This window comes from Nostoc sp., assembly GCF_036917415.1.
GTDB lineage: Bacteria > Cyanobacteriota > Cyanobacteriia > Cyanobacteriales > Nostocaceae > Nostoc.
The window spans coordinates 36,129-52,232 of record NZ_JBALDJ010000110.1 but is presented as its reverse complement, the minus strand read 5'-3'; the positions used below and the strand labels follow the sequence as shown (position 1 = coordinate 52,232).

The 16,104-nt window shown below is 42.0% G+C and carries 14 protein-coding genes and 1 pseudogene; 9 read left to right on the top strand and 6 right to left on the bottom strand.

The features are described from left to right. Positions 1–251: 251 nt before the first annotated feature. From atpD to V7K41_RS24525, 4 genes are all read left to right on the top strand, one after another. Positions 252–1,700: a F0F1 ATP synthase subunit beta gene (gene atpD, locus V7K41_RS24540; protein WP_334852412.1), complete on the top strand. Its 1,449-nt coding sequence runs from the start codon at positions 252–254 to the stop codon at positions 1,698–1,700. 156 nt (positions 1,701–1,856) lie between these two features. Then, entirely contained in the window at positions 1,857–2,270 is a 414-nt protein-coding gene (atpC, locus tag V7K41_RS24535; protein ID WP_334852410.1) for an ATP synthase F1 subunit epsilon, read from the top strand. A gap of 366 nt (positions 2,271–2,636) precedes the next feature. Continuing rightward, positions 2,637–4,742, top strand: a complete 2,106-nt coding sequence (locus V7K41_RS24530; RefSeq protein ID WP_334852408.1) for an SPFH domain-containing protein — start codon at positions 2,637–2,639, stop codon at positions 4,740–4,742. 104 nt (positions 4,743–4,846) lie between these two features. Then, positions 4,847–6,697 (top strand): serine/threonine-protein kinase, encoded by a 1,851-nt coding sequence (locus tag V7K41_RS24525; RefSeq protein ID WP_334852406.1) that lies wholly within the window; start codon positions 4,847–4,849, stop codon positions 6,695–6,697. Positions 6,698–6,707: 10 nt separating this feature from the next. Here V7K41_RS24525 and V7K41_RS24520 read toward each other — a convergent pair whose 3' ends face one another. After that, on the bottom strand, positions 6,708–7,007 hold the full coding sequence (locus V7K41_RS24520) for a 30S ribosomal protein PSRP-3 (protein WP_094333099.1): 300 nt from the start codon (positions 7,005–7,007) through the stop codon (positions 6,708–6,710). Between the two features lie 137 nt (positions 7,008–7,144). Between V7K41_RS24520 and V7K41_RS24515 the strand changes: the two genes are divergently transcribed. The 4 genes from V7K41_RS24515 to V7K41_RS24500 all read left to right on the top strand — a co-directional run bounded on the left by V7K41_RS24515 (position 7,145) and on the right by V7K41_RS24500 (position 10,972). Further along, positions 7,145–7,645, top strand: a complete 501-nt coding sequence (locus V7K41_RS24515; protein WP_334852405.1) for a DUF29 domain-containing protein — start codon at positions 7,145–7,147, stop codon at positions 7,643–7,645. A 310-nt stretch (positions 7,646–7,955) separates the two neighbouring features. Beyond that, positions 7,956–8,282: a hypothetical protein gene (locus V7K41_RS24510; protein WP_334852404.1), complete on the top strand. Its 327-nt coding sequence runs from the start codon at positions 7,956–7,958 to the stop codon at positions 8,280–8,282. Between the two features lie 673 nt (positions 8,283–8,955). After that, positions 8,956–9,231 carry a hypothetical protein gene (locus tag V7K41_RS24505; RefSeq protein WP_334852402.1) on the top strand — a complete coding sequence of 92 codons (276 nt, stop codon included), beginning with the start codon at positions 8,956–8,958 and terminating at the stop codon, positions 9,229–9,231. Between the two features lie 172 nt (positions 9,232–9,403). Continuing rightward, the gene (locus tag V7K41_RS24500) at positions 9,404–10,972 is read left to right on the top strand and encodes an HlyD family efflux transporter periplasmic adaptor subunit (protein WP_334852400.1); all 1,569 of its coding nucleotides are present in this window, start codon (positions 9,404–9,406) and stop codon (positions 10,970–10,972) included. An 82-nt stretch (positions 10,973–11,054) separates the two neighbouring features. On the opposite strand, the gene V7K41_RS24495 is transcribed toward V7K41_RS24500, so the two are convergent. From V7K41_RS24495 to V7K41_RS32990, 5 genes and pseudogenes are all read right to left on the bottom strand, one after another. After that, positions 11,055–13,193 (bottom strand): peptidase domain-containing ABC transporter, encoded by a 2,139-nt coding sequence (locus tag V7K41_RS24495; protein WP_334852398.1) that lies wholly within the window; start codon positions 13,191–13,193, stop codon positions 11,055–11,057. A gap of 253 nt (positions 13,194–13,446) precedes the next feature. Then, positions 13,447–13,773 carry a helix-turn-helix domain-containing protein gene (locus tag V7K41_RS24490; protein ID WP_334852396.1) on the bottom strand — a complete coding sequence of 109 codons (327 nt, stop codon included), beginning with the start codon at positions 13,771–13,773 and terminating at the stop codon, positions 13,447–13,449. Continuing rightward, positions 13,770–14,144 (bottom strand): type II toxin-antitoxin system RelE/ParE family toxin, encoded by a 375-nt coding sequence (locus tag V7K41_RS24485; protein WP_334852395.1) that lies wholly within the window; start codon positions 14,142–14,144, stop codon positions 13,770–13,772. Before V7K41_RS24485 ends, V7K41_RS24490 begins: the two co-directional genes overlap by 4 nt. A 175-nt stretch (positions 14,145–14,319) precedes the next feature. Further along, a pseudogene (locus V7K41_RS32995) lies at positions 14,320–14,655 on the bottom strand (ISNCY family transposase); the annotation flags it as partial. Next, on the bottom strand, positions 14,544–15,056 hold the full coding sequence (locus V7K41_RS32990; RefSeq protein ID WP_442943261.1) for a hypothetical protein: 513 nt from the start codon (positions 15,054–15,056) through the stop codon (positions 14,544–14,546). The gene V7K41_RS32990 and the pseudogene V7K41_RS32995, both read right to left, overlap by 112 nt. A 217-nt stretch (positions 15,057–15,273) precedes the next feature. Here V7K41_RS32990 and V7K41_RS24475 point away from each other — a divergent pair, with 217 nt between their 5' ends. Then, entirely contained in the window at positions 15,274–16,077 is an 804-nt protein-coding gene (locus V7K41_RS24475; RefSeq protein ID WP_334852394.1) for a TIGR01548 family HAD-type hydrolase, read from the top strand. The last annotated feature ends 27 nt before the right edge of the window (positions 16,078–16,104 follow it).

Below are 16,104 nucleotides of genomic sequence, written 5' to 3'. Positions count from 1 at the left end.
GCTAGCTTGCTTCTCTGTAAGAATACGTGGACTCGCTAACGCGACACTATCGGCAATCCAAAATCCAAAATTGCTTGACTGACTTGAACAGTTTTACAAGCAAGCCTACCTTGGTTGCTCAGACACCAGTCTTAAGGATCAATTTAAGGCGAAGGTAGGGTCGTTCAGTGCTAATCTGAAAGGTGACATTGCTTAATTTTATGTCTTCTCCGACCTTAATCTGAAATCTAGCTTCACTCATTAGGCGCAGCATGGTAACAACCGCAGAAAAAACAAACATTGGTTACATTACCCAAATCATTGGCCCAGTCGTAGACGTTAAATTTCCCGGCGGGAAATTGCCACAAATCTACAACGCTTTGAAAATCAAAGGCACCAACGAAGCTGGACAGGAAATCAACATCACCGTTGAAGTACAGCAACTGCTGGGCGACAACCAGGTGCGGACTGTTGCGATGAGTTCCACCGAAGGCTTAGTGCGCGGTTTTGAAGTCACCGATACAGGCGCTCCTATCACCGTACCAGTTGGTAAAGCCACTTTGGGCCGGATTTTCAACGTCCTTGGCGAACCTGTAGATAACAGGGGACCTGTAAATGCTGAGGCAAGTTTACCCATCCACCGCTCTGCTCCCAAATTCACCGACCTGGAAACCAAACCTTCGGTGTTCGAGACTGGGATTAAAGTTGTTGACCTTCTGACCCCCTATCGACGCGGCGGTAAGATTGGTCTATTCGGCGGTGCTGGTGTTGGTAAGACCGTGATCATGATGGAGTTGATCAACAACATCGCTACCCAGCATGGTGGAGTATCCGTATTTGCTGGCGTGGGTGAACGTACCCGTGAAGGCAATGACCTCTACAACGAAATGATGGAATCTGGGGTTATCAATAAAGACAACCTCAACGAATCAAAAATTGCTCTAGTTTACGGTCAAATGAACGAACCACCCGGAGCGAGAATGCGGGTTGGTCTTTCGGGATTGACAGTAGCTGAGTACTTCCGGGATGTAAACAAGCAAGACGTGCTGCTGTTTATTGATAACATTTTCCGGTTTGTCCAAGCAGGTTCGGAAGTGTCGGCGCTCTTGGGTCGGATGCCTTCTGCGGTAGGATATCAGCCTACATTGGGAACCGACGTGGGTGAACTGCAAGAGCGGATTACCTCAACTACCGAGGGTTCTATTACTTCCATTCAAGCAGTGTACGTACCTGCGGATGACCTCACCGACCCCGCACCTGCTACCACCTTCGCCCACTTGGACGGAACCACAGTACTGTCTCGCGGTTTGGCAGCTAAGGGAATTTATCCCGCAGTTGACCCCCTTGGTTCAACTTCGACCATGCTCCAGCCCAATATTGTCGGTGACGAACACTACAATACTGCGCGGGCGGTGCAATCAACTCTGCAACGTTATAAAGAACTCCAAGACATTATCGCCATTCTCGGTCTAGATGAATTGTCTGAAGAAGACCGTCTGATCGTAGCGCGGGCGCGGAAAGTTGAGCGTTTCTTGTCTCAGCCGTTCTTTGTAGCAGAAGTATTTACTGGTTCTCCTGGTAAGTACGTGAAGTTGGAAGACACCATCAAAGGGTTCCAAAAGATTTTGTCTGGTGAGTTAGATGCTTTACCAGAACAAGCTTTCTACTTGGTTGGTGATATTAACGAAGCGATCGCTAAGGCTGAAAAAATCAAAGGTTAGTCATTAGTCATTGGTCATTAGTCATTGGTCACTGGTCATTGGTCATTAGTCATTAGTCATTAGTTCAAGGCTAATGACTAATGGCAATTACAAATGACAAAGGACAAAAGACAAAGGACAAAAGACAAAAGACAAAGGACAAAGGACAAAAGACAAATGACATTAACCGTTCGTGTAATTTCCCCAGATAAAACAGTCTGGGATGCGCCGGCTGAAGAAATAGTTTTGCCTAGCACTACTGGTCAACTAGGTATCTTAACTGGACACGCACCACTTTTGACCGCTCTAGATACTGGTGTGATGCGAGTTCGTGCCGCTAAAAATCAGAATTGGGAAGCGATCGCTCTTTTGGGTGGCTTTGCCGAAGTCGAAGAAAATGAAGTGACAATTTTGGTTAACGGCGCTGAACGTGGCGACAAAATTAACCTTGATGAAGCTCGTACTGCTTACAACCAAGCAGAAACACGTCTGAATCAAGTTTCCGCAGACGATCGCCAAGCCCAAATTCAGGCAACCCAAGCCTTCAAACGGGCCCGCGCTCGGTTTCAAGCTGCTGGCGGTTCGGTCTAATTTAACTTTATATTTCCACTTTGTAGGTTGGGCAATTTCCAACCTACAAAATATTTATTAAGAAGAACTCAAAAGTCAGGAGTCAGGAGTTAGAATTCAGTATGAATTCTGTACGGGTGCCAAAACTCTATCTATATAGGACTTACGCACAAGTTACGGAATAACGAACCGCAGAGGCACAGAGGGCACGGAGAAATCAGAGTTTGAGAGATATTTTGCGTAAGTCCTACTATAAAAGGATGGAATATTCTGAATCCTGACTCCTTATTTATTAATTTTAAAAAAATTACGTCAAGTTTAAGAAATCGAGGCAAGCTTTGGTGGAGTGTTAAATTAACTAATTAGTTGCCCTTTTGGGCACAAATTATGAAAAGCCTTTCATCTTTGCTTGGTACTCGTAAACAAAATAAGGTAGCTCGTTTAGCAGCATCTATCGTAGCAACGTTAGCACTTGCTGGTAGTATTCACTCTGCCAATGCTACCTCTGTTAAAACAACTACTGCAAAAGAAATTACTTCAGCGACTGTCCAGCTAAATCAGACCAAACCAAATATTTCCCAGTTACAAATTAGCAGGACTCAATATCAAGCTGCTGGAATTGATCCTTTTGTATTAATCCCCATCGTCCTTGTCGGGGGTTTAGTTATATTTGTCCCCCTATTCTTTGGCGGACTTGTAGTAATTGGCGAACGTGAAGTCGGTATTATAGTTAGAAAATTTACCCTTTCCGGGCAGGGACTCCCCGCCGGAAGTTTGATTGCCCTCAATGGCGAAGCTGGCTTGCAGGCAGATACTTTAGCTCCTGGTTGGCACTGGGGCTATTGGCCTTGGCAGTATTCTGTAAAGAAAGAATCGGTAATTGTCGTTCCCCAAGGGGAAATCGCTTTGATTGTGGCAGCAGATGGTCTACCCAACCCACCAGAGCGGATTTTGGGTAAAATTGTCAGTTGTGACAACTTCCAAGATGCTCGGAAATTCCTCAGCCAAGGCGGGGAAAAAGGGCGGCAAATGGGTTTTCTCACGGCTGGTACGTACCGGATCAACACTGCCCTGTTTAAAGTCATTGTGGCAACAAATGCTAGCGCTCATGGCATGACTCCAGAACAGTTGCGGGTGTACAGTCTGGCATCTGACAAAGTTGGCATTGTCACAACCTTAGATGGTTTGCCAATTTCCGCCGGTGAACTCGCAGGCCCGATAATTGAGGGACACGACAACTTCCAAAATGGTCAAAAATTTATTGATGGCGGTGGACGGCGAGGTTTACAAGAACAGACTTTGCTTTCGGGTTCTTGGAACTTGAATCCTTGGTTTGTCCAGGTTGAGCAAGTGCCGATGACGGAAATTCCTATTGGGTATGTGGGTGTGGTAATTTCTTTCGTGGGTAAGGCACATCAAGATGTCAGTGGCGCAGCTTTCACCCACGGTAACTTGGTGAATCCTGGACATAAGGGTGTGTGGGTCGAACCACTATATCCTGGTAAGCACCCGATTAACTCCCGGATCATGAAGATGGAACTCGTGCCAACGACTAACATTGTATTAAATTGGTCAGATCGCACCGAACGTCACAGCTATGATGCTCAACTGGCTTCCTTGACAGTGCGATCACGTGATGGGTTTGCCTTTGATTTGGAAGTAGCGCAAATTATCCATGTGGGTGCTTTAGATGCTCCAAAGGTAATTTCTCGCGTTGGTGCAATGCAAAATCTGGTAGACCATGTCTTAGAACCAACTATTGGTAATTATTTCCGCAACTCAGCCCAAGACTATACTGTACTAGACTTTCTCACCGCTCGGAGCGAACGACAATCTGAGGCTGCTGAATATATTAAAACAGCATTACGGGCTTATGACGTGCAAGCGATCGACACCCTAATTGGTGATATTCAGCCACCAGCGTCGTTAATGCAGACACAGACAGACCGGAAAATTGCTGAAGAAGAACGCAAGACTTATGAAGTCCAGCAGATGGCGCAAACCCAACGGCAGCAACTTGTCCGGGAAACGGCACTGGCTAATATCCAGCAAGAGATGGTGAAATCGGAGCAGAGTGTGCATATTGCTGACCTCAAAGCCCAAGCCCAAATTAAAGAGGCGAACGGTGAAGCTGAGGGGACAAAACTCCGGACAATTGCTGAGGCAGAAGGTATTCGGGCCACAGGTAATGCCAAAGCTGAAACCTACCGCGCTGGTGTGGAAGCTTTGGGGCCACAAGGTTATACAGCAATGCAACTGATGCAGATTATCGGCGATCGCAATGTTCGCTTGATTCCAGATATCTTAGTTGGCAGTAATGGTAGCAATAATGGCTTAGTGGATGGGCTACTATCCTTGATTTTATGGAATCAAACTGGTAAGGGTGAATTGACACCAACACCTTTGCATCCACAACCAGTAGTTAACAAGGCACAACCAACCACAGAAAACGGTCTTCCACCGATAGTTGTGAATTTTCCTGTAGATAAGTAACATCAGGAACATTAGTTAGGGGCATAACATTGTTGTGCCCTGACAAAAAACAAATGATAGTATCTTCTTGTGGGCAAAATGCCCACCTTGTAGGTAGATAAATTTTGCTTTTACAAGAACGTTATCGTTTACTCAAGCAGATTGGTAAAGGGGGATTCTGTAAAACCTTCCTCGCTGTCGATGAGGGTGAGTTTCCTCCAGTTCCTTGCGTAGTTCAAAAATTATCGCAAGAATACGAGACTTCTATTACTTTTCAGCAAAAGGCGCAACAGCTAGAAGAATTAGGAAAGCATCTACAAATTCCCGCGTTATTAAATTATTTTCAGCAGAACGGACATTTTTATTTAGTGCAGGAGTTTATTGCAGGCACTAATTTAGCTCAGATGGTTGAAGAGGAAGGTGCTTTTAATGAAATTCAGATTTGGCAACTTTTAGAAGATGTGTTGCCAGTTTTTCAGTTTATGAGCGATCGCCACATCATCCACCGCGATATTAAACCCCAAAATATCATTCGTAGATCCCCAATTACCAAGAAGGGGGATTTCGTCATAGTCGATTTTACCACTGCGAAAATTTTCACAGAAATCGATCGGCTAACATCTGAAACCAGTATTGGCAGTCCAGAATACGCTGCACCAGAACAAACGAAGGGAAAAGCGGTTTTTGCTAGTGATTTATATAGCTTGGGTGTAACTTGTATTTACTTACTTACCCAAATTCCTCCCTTTGATTTATATGATATTGCTAACGATTGTTGGGTCTGGCAACAATATCTTACTACTAAGGTTAGCGATGTCTGGCGACAAGACTCAAAGAGTTTACGCTTGGCGCAAATCCTTAACAAGCTGCTGCAAAATGTTGTTAACCGCCGCTTTCAATCAGCTAATGAAGTTATGCAAGCAATGGGTATGGAATTTAACATCCAAGTTGCACTGTCAGCGCACCAAAGCTGCGACCCAAAATCCAAGTTGCGCTGTCAGCGCACCAAAGGTGCGACCCAAAATCCTCCTTGGCAATGCTTACATACTTTAACTGGGCATTCTGGGACATTAAGTAGTGTGAATGCCCTTGCCATTAGTCCTGACGGTTACACTTTAGCTAGTGCTAGTGATGACAAAAACATCAAATTGTGGGATTTAAATACCAAACAAGTCCTAGCTAGCTTATCAGGACATTCCCAAGCTGTAAAATCAGTTACCTTCAGTCCTGATGGTCAAATTCTGGCAACTGCTAGCGATGATAAAACTATCAAATTGTGGCAGGTTGAGACATTAGAGGAAATCTGCACCCTCTTGGGACACGCACATGCTGTAAAATCAGTTGCTTTCAGTCCAGATGGGCAGATTCTCGCTAGTGGTAGCTGGGATAAGACAATCAAACTCTGGGATGTCAATACTGGCAGAGAAATTTGCACTATAGGTAGACACCAATTAAAGGTAAATTCAGTGGCATTTAGCCCCCAAGGACAGCTTTTAGCCAGCGCTAGTTATGACAGAACAATTCGTTTGTGGCAGATACCTGCATTAGGAAGTTCCCAGAGAGAATTTGAAAACCGCCCATGCTATAGCTTGTTAGGCACCCTTTCAGGTCATGCATGGGCGGTTTTGACAGTCGCTTTTAGTCCTGATGGTCAAATTTTGGCGACGGGTAGTGATGATAACACTATTAAACTGTGGGAGGTAAACACTGGTCAGCTAATTTGCACACTAGTAGGCCATTCATGGTCTGTGGTGGCTGTGGCTTTTACTGCCGATGGTGAAACCCTCCTAAGCGCAAGTTGCGACAAAACAGTTAAACTTTGGAAGGTAAGCACAGCAGAAGAGATTGTTACTCTCTCTGGTCATGTAGACTCAGTATCTGCTGTTGCTGTGAGCAAAGTTACACAATTAATTGCAAGCGGCAGCCGGGACAAGACTATCAAACTGTGGCAGCTTGTAGATCGGGACAATAGCTAATTTTGTAATATCAAGCGCTACCTGTGAAGGCAACTTCTGGAAATTTCAACTGAGCTTCTGCCATTGGACGGTTTCTGCCTTCCTCTTGCCAGTAGTTAATCACTTCTGTCGCTTTGTTAAGCAACTCGACACGATCTAGGTCAGTAATCCAATGTTTGGACTCTAATTCCTTTTTTAACTCTTCCCAGGCATCATTTCTGGGCCAAAAAAAGTACTTAGTCAAAGGACTGGTGCCTTTGCCTACAACTTGATCGACTGCTAGAGCAACGTTTTCGTCTAACCACAGAATTTTCAAAATAAACTTGGTCAATCACACCTCCGGGAATTTCCGGGCATTACTTAACTAGGATAGCGATCGCTTATTTTAACGCAATACCATATCAAATGACCAAACAGTGATTGGATTGGGCTAGCATAAAGTGTAGTCGGCGTTAACGAAAGATGCTTATGACTGCCCAACTGCCCCAATCTCAAACAACATCTGGTTCAGATTTGTATGAGCAAGATTTTTACCTGTGGATTCAAACCACAGCAGAACTGCTCAAGCAAAAGAATTTCACACAACTGGACTTAGACAACCTGATTGAAGAAATTGAAACGATGGGGAGAAGTGAAAAACGGTCATTGGAGAGCAATCTGGAAGTGTTGCTGATGCATCTGCTCAAATATCAAATTCAAACTGAAAAGCGCTCAAAAAGTTGGCATTACACAATTTTTGAACACCGCAGGCAAGTCCAAAAGGCATTCCAGGAAAGTCCGAGTTTAAAGCCTCACTTTGATCGGGTTTTCGATGAAAGCTATCAAACCGCTAGACGACTGGCTGTGATTGAAACTGGATTAGCTATCGCTATCTTCCCTGAGCAATCTCCCTTCACGTCAGAGCAAGTCCTCGACTGTGATTTTTTCCAAAGTCATAATGTGGAACAGCTTATCAGTCTGGACAACTAGTACCGCAAGGCGGAATTCAAAATTCTTGCATTCAAAATTCAAACAGGTATACAGCATAAGCGTTTCATTGATTTGGAATGGGTGGTTTATTTACGCCGTGTTGTACTAGCGATCGCCATCGTCAAACATTTCTAAGCCAAAGAAATCAAAGCCAAAATCCTTTTGATCGCCCTTAAGTTTTCAAAAGGAAAATCAGCGGGTAGCTTCGTTTTTGTTAAGGATCAAATCGAGTAAGCTATCTATGAGGCGATCGCGCTCTATTGGCACAATATTTCCACCATGCAGCATATATCGCACAATCATAAAATCATTGATTGGTGAACCCGCAGAAAAGTTTTATAAACTGCATTTGACAGACACTAGGAAAGCAAAAGTTTATGTTACTGGTATTACCCACAATGACATGAATTCAAGCTATCTAGAAGGCACACAAGCGATGAGGGAGGCGGGTACAATTCTGATTCAGAAATTCTCAGCTAACGGTAAAACCCCACTGTCTAGAGTCAAGATTGTTCGTGGCTTGCTTGATGACAACGAGGAGGAATATCTGGATGCAGAGCGTACACTACCAAGCTGGTTTAACCCAGAGTCCATTTATAACCATTTCAACGGTCAGCCAATTGAGTTTGATGCTTAATTTCTGATGTTTAAGGAGAACTTTAAAGTGAAAAACAATCTCCTGATATAGAAGTTAGTGGTAAGGCGACTTGTGGATGTTATGTATGCAGTAAAACCCACATTTTTTAGCGCTCGCTTACCTTTGCGATCGCCCAAACGGAAAAATGGATAAAGTCGAGCTTAGAAAGATATTTCCAGGTAGCAAATATACTTTCATTTTTGAGCGCGGTGAGGTAATGTCTATATCTACGCCAATTAATACCTGCCCAGAAAATCAATTTCAGGGTAAATAGGTAGAAACAACTTAGAAAGTTTATTGATAACTTTAAAGAAATCCTGCAACACTATAACTAATTCATGATTTCTTTATAAATATTTTTTATATATTTATATATAAAAAATATTGTATATTGAAAAGCTTGATACTTTTAGGAATCAAAGCTATATACCCAATTAAATTCCAGATATTTACTTACTAAGCTTATTTTATAAAAATGCTCCAAATAAATACTGAATCAAAAGCAAAAAAATTGTAATCTTGGTTGCTAACTTTCAAAATTTAGATTGTCAAGTCTGTGCATATACATTATTTTGGATTAATCTAATTAGTAGCTAGAGCCAAGAGATAATATTTTTTCTGGCTCAATCTATAACAAGCAAATTCTCGTATTTTTTTATTGGGGAGAAAAACCATGTCTATAAACAAAAATGTAAGCCTGACAATAGAAAACCAAGAAGACTTGTTTGAAGTCTTATCAGATGAATGCTGCGAACAATTAACAGGAGGTAAAAGTTGGTGGAAGAAAGCTATAAAAGTAGTCTCACATGCCACAATAAAAACTTTGAATAATGCAGGCAATGGAGTGACTCAGGCCGGAGGCATGACAGCACTTGGACTATACACAGCAGGTGAGCTAGCTTTAGAAGCAACTGGAATGGTGGGAGAGAACCAATTAGACGGAAATTAGACTAACAAAACTTAAACAATTTATCTACCTTATTTCTCAACTCTAACCGAGAAATGCAGTTACTCAAGCTCTGCCTCCTTCAAACAACTAAAGGCAGAGCTTTTTGCTTACCACACTTCAAGTGCAACTGGAAATTTTATAACTTCTTAAACTTGTCTTTTTCTACTTAACTATGACTAATGCCGATATATCTTTTGTCCCAAATTCTCATTCCTTCCCCAAGGTAGAAAAAGCAATACCTCAGCCAGAAGGAATTAATCTTAACTCTCTAGCTGCTGCTACTCCAGAAGATTTTTTACCTCCGATCGGTAAATGGACAACTATTGGCGGTTTGGTACTTATAGCTACCTTTGTTGCAGGCGTTACCCTTGCAAGTATCCTCAAATATAAAACCACAGTTAAAGTAGCTGCTACCATTCGTCCAGCTGGAGAACTCCGCCTAGTACAAGCTGCGACGGAAGGGATAGTAAAAGATATTTTAGTAAAAGGAAATCAGCAAGTTAAACAAGGAGATATCATCGCTATACTTGATGGCTCTCGCCTACAAACTAAGAAAAGTCAATTTCTTGGAAATATTCAACAATCTACAGTTCAATCAACTCAAATGACTGCTCAAATTTCTGCTTTAGATAGACAGATTCAAGCAGAAAGCGAACAAACAAATCGTGCCACATCTGCTGCTCAGGCTGAACTGCAACGCACTCAAACGGAATATCACAATAGTCAAATTAGCACCGCCACGGAAGTAGAAGAATCAGTAGCTAACTTAAAATTAGTTCAAGATGATTTAGAAAGAGCCAAAGCAGAATTAAAGTCGGCTCAAGCAAATTCACTTGCAAGCCAAGCTTCATTCAAAGCAGCGATTGTCAAAAGCGATCGCTATAAACCAATAGTCAAATCTGGCGCGCTTTCTCAAGACGCATACGAAGAAGTAACTCTCGCAGCTCAACAACAACAACAAGCACTCTTATCTCAATTAGCAATAGTAGAAGCTCACAAGCAAACTGTAGAAAAGCAACAAAGAGCTGTTGAAGCAGCCCAAGCAAGGTTAAACAAAGCCAAAACCACCCTTAATTCTATATCAGGAGTGGCGATTGCTCGTGAAAGAATCGCTCAAGAAAAAGCTAGAGGAGAAGCAACTTTATCTAGACTCCAGCAAGAAAGAGAACAGCTTATTCAACGACGAACAGAATTAGAAAACCAATTAAACAGCTACCAAAAAGAACTTAAACAAATAGAAATTGAACTCCAAAATCTCATAATTCGTGCTTCTGCCTCTGGCACAATAGCACAACTCAATCTACGAAACGCCTCCCAAGTCATTGGTTCTAGAGAGATGATTGCCCAAATTGCTCCTAGTGAAGCACCATTGGAAATCAAAGCTGATATTCCTGCTGAGGAAATCAGTAAAATTCGGCTGGGACAAAAAGTATATATGCGCGTATCTGCTTGTCCCTATCCCGACTATGGCTCTTTACAAGGTACAGTGAGCAGCATTTCTCCAGATGCAATAGAACCTCAATCTAATTTGAATTCTTCTAACTCTTCTTTTGGGATGGGGGGAATTTCACAAGCAGGTAGTTACAAGGTAAATATAAAACCAGAAAACTATGTATTGAAGATTGCAGGAAAAGAATGTGCTATCCAACTAGGAATGGAAGGAAGCGCTGATATTATCTCTAAAGAGGAAACTGTATTGCAATTTGTTTTGAGAAAAGCAAGATTAATAGCCAATGTATGATAATTATAAGGCAGTAATCATCGGCAAAAATATAAACAATAATCATTTATAACTCCTATAAAATCAAAATTGATTGAGAATATTATGGAGTTAAAAATTTCAAGTGCTGACCAGATTGCTGACGTAATTCATTGGGAGTACCAGTTAGCTTCAACTCTCCTGTTTCTAACAGAACAATGAAATCAGCCCGCTCAATTACTCTAGGGCGGTGACTAATCATAATAGTTGTTTGACCTTGACGAGCCGCTAATAAATTATCTAAAACTTTAGTTTCTAATGCTGGGTCTAAAGCGCCTGTAGATTCATCTAAGATTAATACTGGTGGATTAGTAACAATTGCCCTGGCTATTGCTAATCTTTGCTTCTGTCCTCCAGAAATATTTGCACCAAATTCTCCTAATATAGTTTGATATTTATCAGGTAAATTGCTAATAAATTCGTCTGCACCAGCTATCTGACAAGCTCTAACAATTTGTTCAAAATTAACTGAAGGATAGGCAAAATGGAAATTCTCAATAATTGAACGGCTCCAAAAGTGCGGTTCTTGAGGAATCAATATTATTTGTTGACGGCGGCATTCTAAAGATACATCCTGCTGATTATAAATTCCATAACGAATATTACCAGATTGCAAGTCATATAATCCCGCTATTAACTTGACTAAAGTGCTTTTTCCACAACCTGATTGACCAATTAAAGCTGTTACTTTTCCCCCAGGAATGACGAGAGAGAAATCTTTTAATAAATCAACTCTACCTTGATAATGAAAATTCAGGTTAGTACAAACAATATCTGTATCAGCAGTAATTTCCGCCCAAGGTTTTTTACGCTCTTTCTCATCTTCTGTTGTAGCATCTAAGACTTCTGTTAGGCGTTGAATTACTACTTGAGCAGTAATAAATTCATTAACTAAGCCTACCACCGAACTCAAAAACCCTAAGAAATTTCCACTCATGCCGTTGAAAGCAAGTAATTGACCTATACTTAGAGTACGATTAATTACAAAGTAGCTGCCCAACCAAAGTAAACCAATATTTGTCAAACTATTGAATAGAGTTGTAACGGTGGTACTGTAAAACCCTAGCTTCATGGTACTCCACTTGAAATTAGCGAGACGACCGTAATTAGTTTGATACTCTTCCCAAGCTTGAGGAGTACCTTGGGTAGTCTTAAGTATTTGAATACCGCGAAAAGTTTCTACAAGAAAACCTTGAATTTCTGTATTTAAAATAATAGAAGCACGGGTTTTTTGTCGTAAAGCTGGTAAAAATAGCCAATTAATAGCTATAACTATCATAAAGACAAATAAGGAAGCTAAAGAAAGCTGCCAACTGTAAAAAATCATTATTCCCAAAGAAATGACAGCGATAAAAAATTGACTGGGTAAACCCAAAACAATTTGAGAAACTAGATTATGAACTCTTTCTATATCATCAATGCGGCTGACAACTTCCCCACTGCGACGGGCTTCAAAATAAGATAAAGGTAAGCGGAGGAGTTTATACCCGTAATCTAAAATTAATCCCAACTCTAGCCTTTGAGCATATTGTCCTACCAAGTGAGATTGAACAATACCAATAGCAGCTTGAAAAATATTTAAGGTAATAACCGCAATGGCTACGGTAGTTAATAGCTGCATATCTCCCCTCACCAAAACATCATCTGTGAGGAGTTGCATCATTAAAGGATAAGCCAGAGAAAGAAGTCCAACTATAATATTGATTGCGATCGCTTCTGCAAGTATTTTGCTATAGGGTAAAACTCTTTTGAGGAAACGTCCAAAGCCGCCTATTTTATCCGACTCCTGTCGCTCAAAACGAGTTTCATCTGGAGTTAATAACAGCATGACACCATTCGCCCATCCCTCTAATAACTCTTGATGGTTGAGCTTGCGAATACCTACTGCTGGGTCGGCAATAACATATTTCTTATCTTTTTGTGCGTACAATACAACCCAGTGATATCCTTTCCAGTGAATGATGGCAGGCAGAGAAATTCTATCCAAGCGTTCTATTAATTCAGGAGTTGCTCTCACTGGACGGGCATTAAAACCTAAGTTTTCCGCCCCTCGTCTTAAACTAAGCAAAGTAGTACCTTGCTTACCTGTGCCTACTAATTCCCGCATTTTGTTAATAGCGAAAGTTTTACCATAGTATTGTGCTATGGTTGCAAGGCAAGCAGCACCACAATCTTCCTCACTGTGTTGTAAAACCGCTTTCATGACAGAAAAATACCCAATTTTTTACTTTATGTTTCCCAATTGGGTTCTGAAATTAACACAACGCTCTCGCTAATTACTACCGCCACACGCACTTTCAATGTCTCAACAGAGGTAGTAAATTCTCAAACGCACACAGAACAAGATATACGCACAGAGTAAAGTCTCTGAGTTTGAAATAAAGTTACCTGCAAGCTGCTTTTTGATAAATCCTGGTTTGTTCTAAACTCAGACCCAACATGACTTCCATCCTGCCCTATAGTGATATCACAGTTTCAACAGATTGGCCCGGCGCGTGACGAGGGCGAAGATGTAAGGTGATTTCCGTATCGAGTCGCTTGAGGAAAATGAGGAGTTTGCCCTCGCTGAACCGTTGAAACTCTCCTTTCATTAAATGAGATACTTCTGGCTGGGGAATGGCAAGAAGTTCGCTGATTTCGCGCTGTTTCAGGTTGCGTTGTTTCAGAAGGCAAAGTACCTGAATTCCTATCTTGCCCCGCGTAAAAAGTTCATCCGCATCTGACAAACCGAGGTCAGCGAATACGTTGCCACTACTTTCTTCAAAAACGGGTTCCTGTGTCATTGTTGTTTCTCTCTTGCCACTGCGTCCTTATAGCGTTGTTTAATCAGGTCAACATCAGCCTGTGGGGTTTTAATCCCCTGCTTTGATTTCTTCTGAAAAGCGTGCAGGACATAGATTTTCTCTCCAATCTTTACCGCATATACTGCCCTGTAAGTATCGGTATCGTAGCGTTTGACGATTTCATACACGCCGCTTCCAACCCCTTTAAAAGGCTTGGCATCCATTGGTGTTTCTCCTGTTTGCACCAATTGCAGTGCATAGCCTACTGATGCACGCACATCTTCAGGAAATGAACGGATATTTTTGAGAGAGTCTCCCATCCAAACCAGAGGTCGTAAAGGAATTTCTATAATATCCTCGTCATCGTCCATTTTATATGAAATTTACTATAAAATCAGTCAGAGAATAGCATGAAAAGTCCCCCGCACCACCTCCTTTGTAAGTTTTATTTCCAGTTTGTTTCAGTTTAGACGCTGGTACAGACTGTCGTTGATGGTTAGCCGAGGGTGAAAATCTTTGATTGCCAGCAATTCCAAATTCAAAAATTTAGGAGGAGTCAGTGGCTAGTGAGAAGACTGAATCAGAGAGCATGAAGTCTATCAAATGCTGCCAACTGTCAAACAGCAAATACTTGGTGAGGCTAAGGATATCTTGAAAGAATCCTTTGCGAGTGCCCCGCTGGAAACGGATTTGTTGGTAGGACTTGTCAACCAAGTGCAAAACGGTGTGGAAGAGAAAGGCCAAGAGATTGAGAGTGAGCAAGATGGAGGCTAAATGGTGTTCCCCGTGCCCAAAATTATGTTCCAGATGATAACCCTTGGTCTTGAGGACATTGTGGAAATCATTTTCCGTCTTCCAGCGACTTCTGCCCGCACTAACGACCAGGGGAACAGTAATACTGAGTGTCGTCTAACGTCACCAACAAATGTCCACCCAGACAGTGATAGGGTTTTAAATAGCCATCTTGTTGCAACCTCTGGTAACCAGGTGAACACTCGAAATAATCCGCTTGCTGCGATCTTGTCCAGAATGTTGCGAATTTGAGGCGTAGTCGGAATTCTCGTTAAACCAAACAAGCTTTGGGCATTATCTTGCCCATAACGGCTGTGCATCTGACGCTGATGTTCTAAAAACGACTCACACTGCATGAAAAATACTGAAAAAGCACACACTACAGTATCTTTGATGCTGTAGTGTGTCGCATTACTAGCAAGCCTTGGGTCTTTAATTTCAGCGATCGCTCGTTGCAGAAATCCCAGCATTACCCCAAAACTCACTGTCATCGGCTCCATCTCGATGCCCTTGAAGAGATAATCCTTTATCCTCAAGCTAGACTGTACCCGTTGTCAAAATTTGAATTTGGAATTGCTGTGCGATCGCTTTCAACCTTGACTTATAAGCCTTTTTATCGTAATAATCGTGAAAACTTTTAAAATGGGAACTTTTTGAGTAAACGCAAGATGACTAGAATCAGATATAAAACTCTTTTCCTCCCTACCCATGACTCAACCAACTTCTGCAAGAGCAATCGTTATTTTCGACATTGATGGCGTTGTGCGCGATGTTAGCGGTTCCTATCGCCGAGCGATCGCAGATACCGTAGAATATTTTACTACCCAAGCATATCGTCCAACACCACTAGATATTGACCAACTAAAGTCTGAAGGCGTATGGAATAACGATTGGGAAGCATCGCAGGAATTAATTTACCGCTACTTTGAAACCCAAGGACAGGCCCGCGAGCAACTGCAACTAGATTACAATGCGATCGTTGCTTTTTTTCAATCGCGTTACCGCGGCCCAGACCCAAATAATTTTACTGGGTATATCTGTAATGAACCCTTATTATTACAACCTAGCTATTTAGAACAACTTACCCAAGCGGGGATTGCTTGGGGATTTTTTAGCGGTGCGACTCGTGGTTCAGCTAACTACATTTTGGAAAAGCGTCTGGGCTTAGAATCTCCAGTGTTGATTGCGATGGAAGATGCGCCAGGTAAACCTGACCCCACTGGACTTTTTGCTACAGTTCGTGAATTAGAAAATGGAATTGAGCAAAAATTAGCGATCGTGTATGTGGGAGATACGGTAGCAGATATGTATACCATCGAGAAAGCGCGGCGTTTAGATTCTGCTCACCTTTGGATTGGAGTAGGGGTTTTACCGCCCCACGTCCAGGAAACAGCAGCGCGTAGTGATGCATACAGTCAGACACTAATAGCAGCAGGAGCAGCAGTAGTTTTGCGTAATGTGCAAGAATTAACCCCAAGGCAGATTCAAGATTTGGTGAGTTCATCTACTTAATCTGTGTTCTAAGATTAATCAAGCTAT